Here is a 12,870-nt window from a genome sequence, read left to right as displayed (position 1 = left end):
TTGTTTAGAACATTAAACAAGTTCCTTTTAACTTGACAAAATTGTAAGGAAAGTTAAATTGTTTTGTAATGTATATATATGCTATTCTTTTATATGAAGAATTTAAAATTATAAATATAAATTGAAAGAAGAGATTGTAATTATGAAAAAATTAGTATATGGCGTTTTATTTATAATATTATTTACATCAATATTTATGGTTATAGGAAAAGAAATAGCAATAGAGGCTTTGGTAGATGTCAATGAAGTCATACCCATACTTATGTATCATCATGTTGTAGAAGAAGGCGTGGAAACTAACAAGATAATGATAACTACTAAAAGGTTTGAAGAAGATATGGAATATTTAAAAAAAGAAGGGTATACTACTATATTCTTCAAAGAATTAATAGATTATAAAGAAGGCAGAGGAAAACTTCCTGAAAAACCTATAGTTATTACATTTGATGATGGATATGAAGATAACTATAAAAATGCCTATCCTATATTAAAGAGGAACAACATGAAGGCTACTATATTTGTGATAGGTTCTAGAATAGGAATAACTAATTTTAACAATGATTCTAGATATTCTTATCTTTCTTAGGAGCAATCTAAAGAAATGTATGAAAGTGGACTTGTAGAAATACAACCCCATTCTTATGATTTACACCATTATAGAGAAAACTCTAAACATGGAAAAGGTATACTGCCTATTAGCCAAGAAAATAAAAAAGATCATTATAATAGATTTTTAAAGGATACAAAAGAAGTTATGAAACATATTAATGATAATATAGGGTGTGAATCTTATGTTTTTTCTTATCCCTATGGAAAGTATGTTTCAACTAATGAGGAAGTTCTTAAAACTTTAAATTTCAAAGTTATCCTTACAACAAAAAGTGAATACGCAGATATATCTAATGGACTATATGGATTAAAAAGAATAAATGTGCCTAGTCATAAGAGATTAGAAGATTTACTCTTATATTAACAAAGCAAGAAAGAATTGGTGAAAAATGTCTAAATATGTATATTGTTATAAAAAATATATTGTCTAAAGCTTGTTTCTATTATATGAAATAAATGGTATAATAAATTCAAAATTAACTATAGGAATTACTATTGATAAAAAAGCTTTAATAACTGTTAGTACATTTACAATATCCAGAAAATATATCATCTAAGTTAAAAATAGATTAACTTAGATGATATTTGTAAATTGTTTATTAGCAATAATAAATAATATTAGAGAATGAAAGGGGGGTATATTTTTTTATAATAGAAAATGTAAAAATCAAAGTTATTTAAAAATTTCACTAGTGTTTAAATATTGGCAAAACCTCCATTAACTTTAATAGTGATTCATATATATTTTCTACTAACAGATTAATAATGAAATTTTAGTGAATGGTGTGTTTTCGAATAGTCCTTGTCTGAATTGGTAATTACACCGATAGGTGGTTTTATTTTGAAATACTGTTTTTTCATTTGAAAAATAGTTTTTCTTATTTCAATATGTTTTATAAAGCCAAGGATTTTTACCATTAAAATTTAATACACTTTTTATAAATATTAACTATTTATCTTTGTATCTCTAATCCTGATGATTTCATAAAGTTTTTAATCTTTAGGTAAATAGAGAACCTAAATATACAAGGGTACCAAATAACATTTCCATAACCTTATCTATTTAATACTATTCTAAATACGTAAACTATGTAATAGCTATAGTATTTCTTTTTATATTTATTACTAATGAAATCATAAAATTCTCCACAGTCTACATAGGCTTTATCAAAACATAAATAATATTTCTGCTTACTATAAGATAATAAAACATTGCATTATTATGTTCTTTGGAATTGGATATAATTGCTTAATTCGACATTTATCCTGATGAACTAGACCTAATATGTATTTTAACTTTTCTTTTAATTGATATAAATTCACTCCAATAACAATATATTAATACTATATTCACAATAATATCTGAACTTTATGGAATAGATTAATCTATTTTATCTACAGTCTATTGGATGTTTTAAATTTAGAATATTCACAAAATTACAACGAATAAATCTTTGCCAATTGATTTTTATATCTAAATCTCAATAAGTAATTGAGCTTATATAATCTTAAATTAAAGAAGAAAGTTTATATTTTAAAGGTCTTACTAGTTAATATTTATAGGATAAAAGCGAATATTGTATTAATTTTTTGTATATTATTTATTGAGGATATCCCAAAGTTAAACACTATTGTTGAAATTTATACGATGTACTAATAAACAAATATATTAAGAAAGGAAATGGGAAATGGGAAATGAAAAAATATTAGAAATCAAAGACTTGCACACTGCCTTTAGATTTCAAGATGAGTATTTCGATGCAGTAGATGGAGTTTCTTTCTCCTTACATAAAAATGAATTGTTAGCAATAGTCGGAGAATCTGGATGTGGTAAAAGTACAATTGCCAATTCTATAGTGGGATTACATGATAAGAATTTCACTAGAGTTAGCGGAGAAATAATCTATAATGGTAAGAATATAGCTAATTATTCTGAGGAACAGTTTAATGAAATTAGAGGCAAGGAAATCGGTTTCATTTTTCAAGATCCATTGGCAGCATTGAATCCATTACATAAGATTGGGAAACAAATAGAAGAGTCGTTAATTTATCATACTGATTTAGATAAAGAACAAAGACATGAAAGGATGTTGCAGCTTTTAGATCAAGTTGGAATTGTTAATCCTAAAAGAACTGCCAATCAATTTCCTCATCAATTATCGGGGGGGATGCGGCAAAGAGTTGTAATTGCCATTGCACTTTCTTGTAAACCAAATATTATTATAGCAGACGAACCTACTACAGCATTAGATGTTACAATACAAGCACAAATATTAGACCTTTTAACAGAACTTCAAAATGAAATTAATGCAGGAATTATTCTTATTACCCATGATTTAGGCGTAGTCGCACAGATGGCAAATAGAGTTGCAGTAATGTATGCTGGAGAATTCGTCGAAGTTGCTCAAGCAAAAGAACTTTTTAGCAATCCTCTTCATCCCTATACAAGATCATTGTTACAATCAATACCTCAGTCTGATTTAGTAGAAGAAGAATTGCATGTTATTCAAGGAATGGTTCCTTCTTTGAAAAATTTACCAAGAAAAGGCTGTCGTTTTGCAGCAAGGGTTCCATGGATATCAGAATCAGAACATGAAGAAAATCCTGTACTTCATGAAGTTTCAAAAGATCATTTTGTAAGATGTACTTGTTGGGAGAACTTCCACTTCGAAAATGAAGGAGGTTGTTAAAATGAGTTTTCTAGAAATAAACGATTTAAAAGTTCACTTTCCTATTCGTGGAGGATTTTTTAATACTATACAAGAGTATGTCTATGCAGTTGATGGGGTTACTTTTTTCATTGAAGAAGGTAAAACCTATGGGCTTATTGGAGAATCAGGCTCTGGAAAAACTACTATTGGAAAGGCTATTGTAGGGTTAGAAGAGCCAACAGGTGGAGAAATTTTATATCACGATAAACCACTAGGTAGTAGAAGGGCTAGGAAAAAGGTAGGATATAATAAAGAGGTTCAAATGATATTTCAAGATGTATTATCTAGCTTAGACCCTAAAAAAAGAATTCGAGACATTATAGCTGAGCCAATCAGGAATCACGAAAAATTAACGGACGAAGAAGAACTAGAGAAAATTTTAACACTACTAAATATAGTAGGAATGCCTCCTGATGCACTATATAGATATCCCCATGAGTTTTCAGGAGGACAAAGACAGAGAATAGGTGTAGCAAGAGCTGTAGCTTTAAATCCAAAACTTATTGTTGCAGATGAACCTGTTTCTGCCCTTGATTTATCGGTTCAGGCACAGATTCTAAATTTCTTAAAAAAGATACAAAAGGATTTTAATTTAAGTTATCTTTTTATATCTCACGATTTAGGTGTAGTAAAACATATGTGTGACTATATTTATATTATGCATAGAGGAAGATTTGTAGAAACGGGAACGAGAGATGATATATATAATAATCCTCAGCACATTTATACTAAGAGATTGATTGCAGCCATTCCAGAAATTAATGCTGAAAATAGAGAAGAAATTTATAAGAATAGAATTAAGGTTGAGCAGGAATATCGTGAAAAAGAAAGTATATTCTATGATAAAAATGGAAAGGTATTTGATTTAGTTCAAATTTCTGGAACTCACTATGTTGCAATAAAGAGTAAGGAGGATTTGAAAAATGTGGAAAACAATATTGCGTAGAGTATTATTGATGATACCTCAACTTGCTATATTAAGCGTAATTGTATTTGTTTTTGGTCAGATGATGCCGGGAGATCCTTTTACAGGTCTAATAACTCCAGACATGGATCCTTTAGTTATTGAGGAAATAAAAGAAAAAAATGGATTAAATGAACCTATACCCGTTCAATATAAGAACTGGATTGTAAAAATTTTGAGAGATGGAGATTTTGGAAGATCTTATACTTATAAGATGCCGGTTGCTACACTGATTGGTGAAAGAGCTAAGAATACATTATGGTTATCCTTATTGACTTTAATATTAACATATTTAATAGCAATACCCTTGGGGATTTATTCTGGTCGATATCAGAATTCTCATCTTGACAAGGCAGTAATAGTATATAATTTTGTCAGTTATGCTATACCTTCATTTATTCTAGCTCTAATCTTTTTACTAATATTTGGATATAGGTTAGGATGGTTTCCTACTACAGGCTCTGTTGAAATAGGAATTCCAAAAGGAACCTTTGCTTATTTTCGTAGTCGACTCCATTATATGATTTTACCAGCAATTACAGCTGCCATTTTAAGAACTACAGGAACTATACAGTATCTTAGAAATGAAGTAATTGATGCTAAAACTCAAGATTATGTTAAAACTGCTAGAAGTAAGGGAGTGCCTACAAATAAGGTTTATACTCATCATATATTTAGAAATTCTTTACTTCCAATAGCTGCATTTTTTGGATTTACTATTACTGGGCTTTTAAGCGGTTCTGTTTTTATTGAAACAATTTTTAGTTATTCAGGTATGGGTGAATTATTTATTACATCAATTAATAGTAGAGATTATGCAGTAATGAATACTTTAGTTTTATTATTTGGATTTTTAACATTAACGGGGAGTTTGTTATCAGATATAATCATGACAATTGTTGACCCAAGAATAAGGATAGAATAGGAGGGAGCAAATATGAGTAAAAATGGAACTGGTATAAAAGCTATTGCCCCTAAAATAGATGAGGAAGCATTAAAATCTGTTAGTAAGGTTCCGTCCTTTTGGAAGGTGCTAAAGAGAGAATTCAAAGTTGATAAACTTGCAAAGACTTGTCTTGTTATTTTGATTATTATTTTTGCCATTGTTTTAATTGGTTCTTTTATTCTAAATCAAGAAGAAATTATGAAAATAAATTTAAGAAATAAATATAAGGCACCAGGAAAAGAATTTATTTTAGGAGCAGATATTGGTGGAAGGTCAATTGCAGGACAATTGTTAATAGGTGGAAGGAATTCTATTTTAATAGGTATTGCGGTTACCATATTAACATCTGGAATAGGGGTAGTTGTTGGATTGATCGTAGGATACTATGGAGGAAAGGTAGATAGTATAATAATGAGGATATGTGATTTTATCTCAATATTACCTACTACTTTACTTATCATTACCTTCGTAGTCGTTATTCCTAAATATACTATGTGGCATTTTATATTTATTATGACTGTGTTTTATTGGGTAGGTATGACTAGGTTGGTTAGAAGTAAAGCATTATCCGAGAATAGAAAGGATTATATAAATGCTTCAAAAATAATGGGAACTAGTGACCTTAAAATTATGTACGGCAGCATTTTACCAAATATTAGTTCCATTATAATAGTTGATTTAATTTTAAGTTTTGCTGGTAATATTGGTATTGAAACTGGTTTATCTTTTTTAGGATTTGGATTGCCGCCTGCAACACCTTCACTGGGAACTTTAGTTTCTTATGCTAGAACTCCAGGTGCTATGTCGAATAAATTATGGCTGTGGCTACCTGCATCATTATTAATATTAGTAATGATGCTGTGTATAAATTATGTCGGGCAAGCATTTAGAAGGGCGTCCGATGCAAAACAAAGATTAGGTTAAAAAAGGGGGAGTTAAAAAATGAAGAAAAGTTGGAAAATTATTATTCCATTACTACTGGTATTATCGCTGTTATTAACGTCTTGTGGCGATAAGAAAGTGGATGCACCAGAGCAAGAAGAGACTCAAGATGTAGAGGAAGATGCGACTCAAGATGAAGAGCAAGAGGAAACCAATGCATCAGCAGAAATAAAATTACCTCATCCAGTAATTGTTCAGAAAGAAGGAGAAACAATTGGTGGAACGCTTAATGTTGCATTAGTGTCAGATACACCTTTTGAAGGTATCTTTAACTCATTTTTATATGAAAATGCAATAGATGCAGATTTGATGAGTCCGATGTGGGGAAGTTTTATGAAATCTGGCCCTAACCATGAAATTGTTGATGGCGGATATTGTAACGTTGAATTTAATAGGGAAGCTAAGACGGCAACTTATAAACTTCATAAAGACCTAACTTGGTCCGATGGAGTACCTGTAACTGCTGATGATTTAATCTTCGTACATGAAACTATTGCACATAAAGATTATACAGGAGTAAGATTTAATAGTAATTATAGAAATATTGTAGGTATTGAAGAGTACCATGAAGGTAAAGCAGATACTATTTCAGGGCTTAAGAAGATTGATGATAAGACATTAGAAGTAACTTATAAGGAATTTTTCCCAGGAATATTATGGGGAGCAGGACTTACTTATAATGCTGAACCAGCACATTATTTAAAAGATATTCCAATAAAAGATATGGAAGGTCATGAAAAGGTTAGATTGAAACCATTATCTTGTGGCCCATTTGTGATGTCTAATGTAGTACCAGGTGAATCAATAGAATATGTTCCAAATCCACATTGGTTTGGAGAAAAACCTAAAGTTGATAAAATAGTTTATAAAAGAACAAGTCCAGATACTATTGTAGAAGCATTGAAATCTGGAACCTTTGATATTGTTGATAATCTCAATGTTAATAGCTATTTAGAGTATAAAGATTTAAGTAATATTGAATTAATATCTAATATAGATAGATACTTTAGTTATGTGGGATTTAAATTAGGAAAATGGGATTCTGAAAAAGGAACAGTTGTAGTGGACCCAGACAAGAAAATGGCTGATGTGAAATTAAGACAGGCAATGGCTTATGCTATGGATAGGGAACAAGTGGCTGAAGTATTTTATAATGGTCTAAGAATGCCTGCTAATGCTTTAATTACTCCAGCCCATGCTACTTTCTGGAATTCTCAACAGGGAGGATACAAATATGACCCAGAAAAAGCAAAACAAATTCTTGATGAAGCTGGTTATGTTGATGTAGATGGAGATGGAATGAGAGAGGATCCAAAGGGAAATAAATTGAAAATTAATTTACTTTCAATGGCAGGTGGAGATATTGCTGAACCATTGGCTCAATTCTATATTCAATGCTGGAGAGATGTTGGGTTAGATGTAGAATTACAAAACGGTAGACTAATAGAAATGAATGCCTTTTATGATATGGTTAAAGAAGATAATAAAGATATTGATGTATTCATGGCAGCTTTTGGTGCTGGATCCAATCCAGATCCATCAGGATTATGGGGAAGAGAAGCTGCATTTAACTATGCAAGATTTGCAACAGAAGAGAATGATAAATTGTTGGCTGCCATTGCTTCTGAGAAAGCTTTCGGGGAAACTGGAATCGATAATGACTATTTAATCAAAGCTTACCATGATTGGCAAAAATATATGTTTGAACAAGTTCCAGTGGCACCAAATCATTTTAGAATTAATTTAGCGGCAATTAATAATAGAGTTAATTACTATGATCTAAGTGTAGTTAGCGATTGGGGATGGGAGAAAGTTGGTCTATTAGCAGATACTCCTGAAAAGGCAAAATAGTAAAAATTAAATAAACTAAAAACAAAGTCTAACGGTGAAAACCATTAGACTTTGTTTTTAAAAGTAAATAATATTATTTATCTTTAGATAACGAAAGTTTATTACCAAATGTAGGATTTATCCAACCCGATGTAAATTCTCCTTGTCTTGAAATTTTTATATTCTCAGGGTTTTCAAACTTTTTATTTTCCATATTTTTTGGTATTTTATAGTTTAATAAATAGGGATGTGAAGATTTTTCTTTAAAACCAATATCTTTAAATCGAGAATCTTTTAAATAAAATCTTATTCCTTCTCTTATAGGTGTAGAAATATTATCTACTATTTCTAAATAATCTCCTAATTCTCTATAAGATATAAAATTCTTTTCTTGAAAATAAAAATTATCACCATCTCTACCAAGAAACTCCACATCTTCGCTTGTTTTTTCTTCATCATATAGGGAAACTTTTCTGAAACTGTCTACCAAATATAATCTACTATATAAATCTTTTTCAGCACCATTAGGATATTTATATACTGCAATAGTTCTTTTATTGTTTCTTATACCATAATTAACGTATCTATCATATTCATACAATATTTTATATTTATTAAATTTTACTATAGTATTTGTGCTAAAGACAATAAATAAAATAATTACTACAAAAAAGATAATATTAGAGGTTTTACTATTATTGTATCCTATAAATGACAGTCTGTTGATTATAAAAATAAAAACAAAACCTAGGATAATTAAATTAATGAAGAAAGAATCGTATAGAAATTTTTCTGCTTCTATCCAAAATTCATAACTCATCAATTTTCCCTCCTAACTTTAGCATTTTTGTAAATATTTAAATATACAATATCATAATATTTCATTATATTAAATTAAATACCAATAGATATGGAGAAAGACACAATTTCTCATTTTCTAAGACTTATATATTACCATGTTTAATATGATGTTTTCCTTAACCCTGACTTACAATTAATTATATTATCGTTCAATTCTATAAGTAAGATTATAGAAAAAACACAAATAACTGAAGAAGAAAAAGGTTTTATATAAAAAATATTTTTATGTATCTTGACTCTGCTTAAATCCACCTTTGAACATATGCTTACAAAATTGTAAGGAATAGTGAAAGCAATGTGTAAGGTAGCTTTGATATTTTTATATTAGAATAATAAAGGAGAATATTTATACTTAAATATTTTGCAGTACTTTATATTTTTCCTTCGTTATAATAGTTGAGATTTATTTATAAAATATTATGGCAACAGAGGTGGATTAATTATGTCAAATAAACGTGTAATCTATATTTTACTTACACATAGTGGATCTATTCTTTCAAAATGTATTAAAACTTATACTAGGGAACCTTATAGCCATGTATCTATTGCCTTAGATCATACTTTAAATGAATTATATAGCTTTGGTAGAATAAAACCAAATAATCCGTTAATAGGAGGATTTGTAAAGGAAGACATTATAAGAGGCACTTATTCTAGGTTTCCTAATACTACTTGTGCTTTATATTCTTTAGAAATAAGCAACTTGCAGTATAATAAATTAAGGAAAGAAATACATAAATTTAAGTCTGAAAAAGAAAAATATGGATATAACCTTATTGGATTGATAGGGGTAATGCTAGATGTTCCAATGGAAAAGGAATACAATTATTTTTGTTCACAGTTTGTAGCAACTTTGTTATATAACAGTGGAGTATATTTATTTAGAAAATCTGCTGGACTCGTATCACCTAAGGACTTTAGACAGTGTAGAAATCTAGAACTAATGTACGAAGGAAAGTTAATGGATTATTGGAAGGAAGAAAAATTATATTATAGTTCAATAGTTTAAGAGATTAAAAGAATAATTCTTTTATCTCTTTTCTATTTTTTAGAGTAGTTTTTTGTCAGCTTATTATAGTTAAATATGACAATATAACCAAAAATATGTTAGAATATTATTTAGCCTAGAGTTAGGGGAATTGTTATTTTTTATTATATGGAGGGGATGGATATATATGAGTAAAGTGATAGATTTTAACGGTCTTATAAAAGAGGTTGGCAAATGTTGCTTGACTGAAAAAAATTGTGGGACTTGTTATAAGGAAGAGTGTTTTATAGGATATTGTGAACAATGTCTTATAACTTGTCTAAAAAATCAAGATGAGTTCATAGATGAAGGTATAGATAATATTCCTTATGAAGATACAAAAATTTTTGATGAAGAACTTATAATTTCAGCTATTGCTTTTGCTCTTAAACAGTGTAAAAACTGTCAATTGTACCATGATGAAGAATGTATTATAAATATTGTTAGAAGTGCTTTAGAAGTAGCATTAATTGGAGAGCATTTAGACTATAAAGGAAGTAATTTTATATATTTTTCTGATTTACAAGCTAAAAACAAAGATATTGCTCAAAAGGTGTACGATACCTTTAAATCATTATAAATAAAAAGGAGGATTTTTATGGATAAAATTGAATTAGTAGTAGAACATAAAATTGGAGAAGGAAAAGGAACTCCATTAGAAAGAACTATAAAACAAAATTTTAATGGTGAAACCAGTGAGGTAGGTATATACTTAGCTATGGCCCGTCAAGCTCAAAGAGAAGGATATGGAGAGATTGCAGAGGTTCTGAAAACTTTAGCTTGGGAGGAAGCAGAGCATGCAGCTCATTTTGCTGAAATGAATGGAATGATTCAAGATGATCTTTTTGCAAATATTAGACAGATGCTGGAAGGTGAAATATTTGCAAATAAGAACAAAAAAGAAGCAGCAGCTGAGGCAGAGAAATTAGGATTAAAAGACATAAGAGATTATTTTAATGAATCAGCTAAAGATGAGGGACGTCATGCTCGTATATTAGAAGGAATATTAAGAAGATACAATAGATAAAATAAAGTGTAATAAAAATGAGACAAAAGGGGAAAATTTTCCGTGTCTCATTTTTTATTTAAAAAATGTTTATTTTTTTGCAGTAGTTTTATTATCTATATCGTTATAATTAAAGAGGGGAAAGGAGGGGAGGTATGGACTTAGATAAGAAACTGATAGAACGAACTCTATCAGGAGATAACGATGCTTTTACAGAAATAGTTAACAAGTACAAAGCATATATATTTGCTATTATATTAAACTTTATAAAAGATCATAATGAAGCAGAGAATATAGCACAAGAAGTTTTTCTGCAAATTTATATTTCTCTTCCAGATTTTAAAGTTGATAATTTTAAAGGTTGGATTAGCAGGATTGCAGCCAATAAGTCTATAGATAGAAAACGAAAAGATTCTAGAAAATATAGAGAAGAAACTATGGAGAATACTGAAAGCATAATAGATAGTAGAGAGATTAGCAATTACAAGACTCCAGAAGATATATTAATAGAAAAAGAAAAGAGGGAAAAAATTTATGAACTATGCGATAGCATACCTCCTATTTATAAAGATGTAATTATAAAATTTTATTTTCAAGAGAAAACTTATGAAGAAATTGCTAAGGAAGAAGGCACTAATACAAAGACTATAGCTTCTCGGCTCTATCGTGGACGGAATATGTTAAGAGAGAAATGGAGGAAAGAAAATGAAACATTATGATTATGTAGAATGGATTTTTTATAAAGAAAAGACTCTTTCAAATAAAATGATTCAAGAAATGGAAGAACACATTTATGAATGTAATGAATGTATGGATATTTTTCTTTCTCTCATAAATGAAGAAGAAATATATAAAGCAGAAGAAACAATATCTTCAGATTTCACTAGTTGTGTAATGGATAATATACAAGAAATAAAATATAAGCCTAAAATTACAGTAAAAAAACAGAATACATCATTTAAGAACATATTTGGTTACTATGTGGCAGTAGCTGCGGTGACTATACTCTTAACCTTTGGTGGATTTTATAGTGGATTAGTAGATGCTGTACCTCAAGTAGCTAAGTCAACTGTTATAAAAGATACCATAAATAAATCAAACATTATTTTTAATTTATCAGAAGAGATAGTTAATAGAACATCAAATTTTGTCAATAATTTTCAAATATTCAATGGTAGGGAGGAATTAGAATGAAAGAAAAAAGTAAATTTATAACTTTTCTATTATCTTTTGTTCCTGGATTAGCCCACTTATATCTAGGTTTTAAAGATAGAGCCATAATATTTCTCATGGTATTTTTAGGGATAACGTTTAGTCTAGGAGGATTGGCAGCTTTTACTTATAGTGACGGTTTTTTAGTGATTTTGGTTTTTGCTCTCCCTATAATATGGCTTATAGCATTAATTGATGCTTTTTCTTTAAGAAAAGAATTTATTTTAGAAAAGTATGAAAACTCAGGAGGAGAAATGAAAGATAGAAATTTAGAAGAGATAAGAAAATCAAATAAAAAGACTATTACATTGGCTTTATCTGTAATACCAGGTGCAGGCCATATGTATTTAGGTTATCAGGAAAAGGGATTAATATTGATGGGCTCATTTTTCTTTACTGTATTTTTTATGGGATGGCTGAGTTTAAGTCTATTCTTATTTATACTTCCTTTAATTTGGTTTTATAGTTTTTTTGATGCAATGCATATTATTGATGGAAATAGTCCTAATATAGATGAATTTAATATTATCTTACCAAAGATTAAACCTGAATGGATAGGTTGGGGTCTTATTTCAATAGGAGTTCTAATTGCAGTAGAACGTTTACTTTATCCTCTTATATCTAATGAAATGCGTAACTATATTCAAACTTCAGTAGTATCACTGATATTTATTGCTGGTGGTATTAGACTGTTAATCAAAAATAGAAAAGAAGATTCTCTTATAGAAGAGCAAGAGGACTTAGATAAGGAGGATTAGTGAA

General features: G+C 29.2%; 12 protein-coding genes and 1 pseudogene. 12 read left to right on the top strand and 1 reads right to left on the bottom strand.

What is annotated here, in order from left to right:
• Nucleotides 1-142 precede the first annotated feature (142 nt).
• The 6 genes and pseudogenes from KQI42_RS20785 to KQI42_RS00755 all read left to right on the top strand — a co-directional run bounded on the left by KQI42_RS20785 (nt 143) and on the right by KQI42_RS00755 (nt 8,023).
• Nucleotides 143-973: pseudogene (locus tag KQI42_RS20785) on the top strand (polysaccharide deacetylase family protein).
• 1,324 nt (nt 974-2,297) lie between these two features.
• Nucleotides 2,298-3,299, top strand: coding sequence for an ABC transporter ATP-binding protein (locus tag KQI42_RS00775; RefSeq protein ID WP_216515789.1), 1,002 nt, complete (start codon nt 2,298-2,300; stop codon nt 3,297-3,299).
• Between the two features lies 1 nt (nt 3,300).
• Nucleotides 3,301-4,266, top strand: coding sequence for an ATP-binding cassette domain-containing protein (locus KQI42_RS00770; RefSeq protein WP_216515787.1), 966 nt, complete (start codon nt 3,301-3,303; stop codon nt 4,264-4,266).
• Nucleotides 4,244-5,209: an oligopeptide ABC transporter permease gene (gene opp4B / locus KQI42_RS00765; protein ID WP_216515785.1), complete on the top strand. Its 966-nt coding sequence runs from the start codon at nt 4,244-4,246 to the stop codon at nt 5,207-5,209. Before KQI42_RS00770 ends, opp4B begins: the two co-directional genes overlap by 23 nt.
• Nucleotides 5,210-5,221: 12 nt before the next feature.
• Nucleotides 5,222-6,154 (top strand): ABC transporter permease, encoded by a 933-nt coding sequence (locus KQI42_RS00760; protein ID WP_216515783.1) that lies wholly within the window; start codon nt 5,222-5,224, stop codon nt 6,152-6,154.
• An 18-nt stretch (nt 6,155-6,172) separates the two neighbouring features.
• Nucleotides 6,173-8,023 (top strand): oligopeptide ABC transporter substrate-binding protein, encoded by a 1,851-nt coding sequence (locus tag KQI42_RS00755; protein WP_216515781.1) that lies wholly within the window; start codon nt 6,173-6,175, stop codon nt 8,021-8,023.
• A 73-nt stretch (nt 8,024-8,096) separates the two neighbouring features.
• Here the strand turns inward: KQI42_RS00755 and KQI42_RS00750 are convergent, their stop codons facing one another.
• The gene (locus KQI42_RS00750; RefSeq protein WP_216515779.1) at nt 8,097-8,822 is read right to left on the bottom strand and encodes a hypothetical protein; all 726 of its coding nucleotides are present in this window, start codon (nt 8,820-8,822) and stop codon (nt 8,097-8,099) included.
• Nucleotides 8,823-9,305: 483 nt separating this feature from the next.
• Between KQI42_RS00750 and KQI42_RS00745 the strand changes: the two genes are divergently transcribed.
• From KQI42_RS00745 to KQI42_RS00720, 6 genes are all read left to right on the top strand, one after another.
• Entirely contained in the window at nt 9,306-9,872 is a 567-nt protein-coding gene (locus KQI42_RS00745) for a hypothetical protein (RefSeq protein ID WP_216515777.1), read from the top strand.
• 166 nt (nt 9,873-10,038) lie between these two features.
• A complete protein-coding gene (locus tag KQI42_RS00740; protein ID WP_216515775.1) occupies nt 10,039-10,470 on the top strand; it encodes a hypothetical protein in 432 nt (143 codons plus the stop codon).
• Nucleotides 10,471-10,488: 18 nt separating this feature from the next.
• Nucleotides 10,489-10,917, top strand: coding sequence for a ferritin-like domain-containing protein (locus KQI42_RS00735; RefSeq protein WP_216515774.1), 429 nt, complete (start codon nt 10,489-10,491; stop codon nt 10,915-10,917).
• Between the two features lie 134 nt (nt 10,918-11,051).
• Nucleotides 11,052-11,615 (top strand): RNA polymerase sigma factor, encoded by a 564-nt coding sequence (locus tag KQI42_RS00730; RefSeq protein ID WP_216515772.1) that lies wholly within the window; start codon nt 11,052-11,054, stop codon nt 11,613-11,615.
• Entirely contained in the window at nt 11,602-12,090 is a 489-nt protein-coding gene (locus tag KQI42_RS00725; RefSeq protein WP_216515770.1) for a hypothetical protein, read from the top strand. Before KQI42_RS00730 ends, KQI42_RS00725 begins: the two co-directional genes overlap by 14 nt.
• Nucleotides 12,087-12,866, top strand: coding sequence for a hypothetical protein (locus KQI42_RS00720; protein ID WP_216515768.1), 780 nt, complete (start codon nt 12,087-12,089; stop codon nt 12,864-12,866). The genes KQI42_RS00725 and KQI42_RS00720 overlap by 4 nt, the downstream gene beginning before the upstream one ends.
• The last annotated feature ends 4 nt before the right edge of the window (nt 12,867-12,870 follow it).

This window comes from Tissierella simiarum, from assembly GCF_018917865.1.
GTDB lineage: Bacteria > Bacillota > Clostridia > Tissierellales > Tissierellaceae > Tissierella_C > Tissierella_C simiarum.
This window is presented reverse-complemented; position numbering and strand designations above follow the sequence as displayed.

Bases quoted from the DNA above. Each gene is read 5' to 3' on its own strand.
- KQI42_RS00775 (WP_216515789.1), top strand. From the start codon at position 2,298: ATGGGAAATGAAAAAATATTAGAAATCAAAGACTTGCACACTGCCTTT.
- KQI42_RS00770 (WP_216515787.1), top strand. From the start codon at position 3,301: ATGAGTTTTCTAGAAATAAACGATTTAAAAGTTCACTTTCCTATTCGT.
- opp4B (WP_216515785.1), top strand. From the start codon at position 4,244: ATGTGGAAAACAATATTGCGTAGAGTATTATTGATGATACCTCAACTT.
- KQI42_RS00760 (WP_216515783.1), top strand. From the start codon at position 5,222: ATGAGTAAAAATGGAACTGGTATAAAAGCTATTGCCCCTAAAATAGAT.
- KQI42_RS00755 (WP_216515781.1), top strand. From the start codon at position 6,173: ATGAAGAAAAGTTGGAAAATTATTATTCCATTACTACTGGTATTATCG.
- KQI42_RS00750 (WP_216515779.1), bottom strand. From the start codon at position 8,822: ATGAGTTATGAATTTTGGATAGAAGCAGAAAAATTTCTATACGATTCT.
- KQI42_RS00745 (WP_216515777.1), top strand. From the start codon at position 9,306: ATGTCAAATAAACGTGTAATCTATATTTTACTTACACATAGTGGATCT.
- KQI42_RS00740 (WP_216515775.1), top strand. From the start codon at position 10,039: ATGAGTAAAGTGATAGATTTTAACGGTCTTATAAAAGAGGTTGGCAAA.
- KQI42_RS00735 (WP_216515774.1), top strand. From the start codon at position 10,489: ATGGATAAAATTGAATTAGTAGTAGAACATAAAATTGGAGAAGGAAAA.
- KQI42_RS00730 (WP_216515772.1), top strand. From the start codon at position 11,052: ATGGACTTAGATAAGAAACTGATAGAACGAACTCTATCAGGAGATAAC.
- KQI42_RS00725 (WP_216515770.1), top strand. From the start codon at position 11,602: ATGAAACATTATGATTATGTAGAATGGATTTTTTATAAAGAAAAGACT.
- KQI42_RS00720 (WP_216515768.1), top strand. From the start codon at position 12,087: ATGAAAGAAAAAAGTAAATTTATAACTTTTCTATTATCTTTTGTTCCT.